2 protein-coding genes are annotated in these 3,142 nt (G+C 41.9%); one reads left to right on the top strand and one right to left on the bottom strand.

Features of this window, described 5'->3' with window-relative positions:
- Window positions 1-1,940: SusC/RagA family TonB-linked outer membrane protein (locus tag ACR2F7_RS11990; RefSeq protein WP_432713796.1), on the bottom strand; the 1,940-nt coding region annotated here is incomplete at its 3' end.
- A 402-nt stretch (window positions 1,941-2,342) separates the two neighbouring features.
- Between ACR2F7_RS11990 and ACR2F7_RS11985 the strand changes: the two genes are divergently transcribed.
- A partial coding sequence (locus tag ACR2F7_RS11985) for an MFS transporter (protein WP_432713795.1) occupies window positions 2,343-3,142 on the top strand: 800 nt, incomplete at its 3' end.

The raw sequence follows: 3,142 nt of genomic DNA, 5'->3' as shown, positions 1-3,142 counted from the left end.
AAATTTTCTTCAGAAACCCGCCAGGCAACACTTCCGGCAGGGAAATTACCATATTTATTTTCTGGTCCGAAGTTGGATGAACCATCACGGCGAAAGGTAATGCTGGCCAGGTAGCGGTCGTTATAAGAATAATCTGCCCTGCCAAATATAGAAAACAGCGATCCTACTGTACCTGTACTGGCATTGCTAATGTTTGATGTACCCGTATTCAGGTAATAATAATCCATGCTGCCCAGGATAAAGAAATCATTACGACCACCATTCAGCTGGCGATTTCTTGACCTGATAGCTTCGGTACCCGCCAACAAGTTTAAGCGGTGTTTCTCATTAAAAATGGTGTTGTAGGTAACGGTATTTGTCCAGGTCCATTCTGTAGTATAACCTTGAAATTCATTGAGGTTATTAGAGTTATTACCTTCAGAGAACTCAAGGTTAGGATAGCGTATCGTCAAACCATTATAGTTCTCGTAACGCACACCGAAGCTTGTTCTGGCTGTTAGACCTTTAATGAGGTCAACTTCACCATAAATATTGCCAAAGAAAAAGTTACTCTTATTGACATTGTCTTTAGCCCGGTATAGGAAAGCCAATGGATTTTCTGCATTCCCCAGTTGACTACCACGGCTACCAGCAAAATTGCCATTGATATCATATACAGGAATAATGGTTGGAATACGATAAGCCCAGCCGATGGCACTGCCTTCATCCTGATACTCACCAGGCACATTAGGGTTTACCCCATATCCGAAGCCTTCGGTATAACTGTACTGCGCATTTTCCCCAAATCGCACTCTTTTATCCAGAGCAGAAACACTGGTATTTGCTCTGATGTTATAACGTTTGAAACCCGTATATTTAATGGTACCCTGCTGGTTTAAGTAGCCCGATGAAAAGCTATAAGTAGAGTTTTCTCCACCACCGGCTGCACTGAGCTGGTAGTTCTGTGTAGGGGCACTCTCGGTAATTTCATTAAACCAGTCGGTACCCTGCTGGTTGGCCTTGGTGATCTGGTAAAATAATCCTGGATCTCTACTGTAATTATACCTGGAAGGATCTGCATCTGCAGCAGTTACATTCTGACCGTTTACACTTCCGGCAACCAGGTATTCTGGCAAAATCGGTGAATCGCCTGTTCCATAATTATCACCGGTTTGTGGCGTTTGTCCGGCATTGCGATAAGAAGTGAAAAGGTATTCCGCATACTGCTGCGGATTCATCATCTCCGGGAAGGTACTCTTCCTTGGCGTCTGGGTACCGAAATAACTGTCGAAGGTAATTTTTGGCGCACCCTCCGTTCCTTTCCTGGTGGTGATGATTACGACACCATTATTGGCACGGGCACCATAAATAGATGCAGAAGAGGCATCTTTCAGAACCTGCATACTTTCAATGTCATTCTGGTTAAGCCAGCTTAATTTCCCTTCAAAAGGCACACCATCCACCACATAAAGGGGATCGTTATTGTTGATGGTGGTGATACCCCGCACCCTGATTTGTGGTGTGGAGCCTGGGGCACCATCATTAACAATTTGCACACCCGGCGCTTTACCTTGCAGCGCTTCCACTGCTGTAGCGGCTGGCTGTGATTTTAACTGGGCAATGTTCACCACGGCGACTGCACCTGTTAAATCTTTCTTCCGCTGACTGGTATAACCGGTTACCACCACTTCGGTAAGGTTACTGGCATCGGCCTGTAGCACAATGTTGAGGGAGGTTTGGTTATTGACGGGAACTTCCATGGTTCGGTAGCCAATGAAAGAGACCACAAGTACATCTTCCGGGCCCGCTTTTAAAATAAATGCACCGTTTGCATCGGTAATGGTACCTTGCTGGGTACCTCTTACTTTAATCGTTGCCCCAATAACAGGTAATTTATCGTCACTACTGGTTACTTTACCGGTGACATTTTCTTGAGCATTTACTCCCAGAAACAGGAGCATGCTAGCGCACAAAAGGAAAATCTTCCTTTTGAGACAGAGTAGTTTTTTGAACATAAAATATTTGGTTAGGTAGGGTTAATAGAGGGAAAGATAAATTTTATGCATAATTACTGGATTTAGGGATAAATGACCTGGATAATTATAACTCACTTCTATTATCTAATCTAATTAATTTTAAAAATACTTACAAGTATTTTTAAATATTTTTATCTAATTAATTTATTTAGTATTTATTAGCTATAATTTTTATTATTAAACTTTTGTAAAGTCAAATTTAGCGATACTTTGGCAAAGTGTATTTTATACACTAACTTTGTAGCGGTGATAGCATCTAAAGCTTAACGCTAACCAATAGCAGCATTCAGGCTCCAGATCGCTTCCTTACCAATAAAAAAGAATTTTATGAAAAAGAGTATATATAGCCTTACCCTTGGTGGTTTAGGTATTGGTATCACAGAATTTGTGATGATGGGCTTACTGCCAGATATCTCTAAAGACCTTGCTATCAGCATCCCACAGGCAGGGCACCTGATTTCTGCCTATGCATTGGGCGTAGTAATCGGCGCTCCCTTGTTAATTATGATTGCCGGCAGCTACCCTCCTAAAAAGATATTAATTGCCTTAATGGTGATGTTCACGGCTTTTAATGCCCTTTCTGCTTTTGCACCAGATTATACCACCCTATTTATTGCCCGTTTATTAGCAGGTTTACCTCATGGTGCTTTTTTTGGCGTAGGCTCTGTAGTGGCCAGTAAAATAGCCGAAAAAGGTAAAGAAGCACAGGCCGTTTCATTGATGTTTGCTGGTTTAACCATTGCCAACATTGCAGGGGTGCCTCTTGGCACCTATATTGGTCACCATTTTTTATGGCGTTATACTTTTGTCATTGTCGTTATTGTAGGCATCATCACGCTATTGAGCTTAAAATACTGGCTTCCCATCCTTCCGGCAAATAAAGACAGGGATTTAAAAAAAGAACTGAGCTTTTTTAAACTTCCACAAGCCTGGATCATCATTTTGATGACATCAATTGGTACAGGAGGATTATTTTGCTGGTACAGCTATATTGCACCTTTACTTACCGAAGTAGGTGGATTTTCTGGAGATTCTATTACTTATATCTTGATTCTGGCTGGTTTAGGCATGTTTGTCGGTAATTTAATCGGCGGTAAACTTGCCGATCGCTTTTCACCTGCCAAAGC

Origin of the sequence: Pedobacter sp. (assembly GCF_045628745.1) — a bacterium.
In the GTDB taxonomy this organism is placed as follows: Bacteria; Bacteroidota; Bacteroidia; order Sphingobacteriales; family Sphingobacteriaceae; genus Pedobacter.
This window is presented reverse-complemented; position numbering and strand designations above follow the sequence as displayed.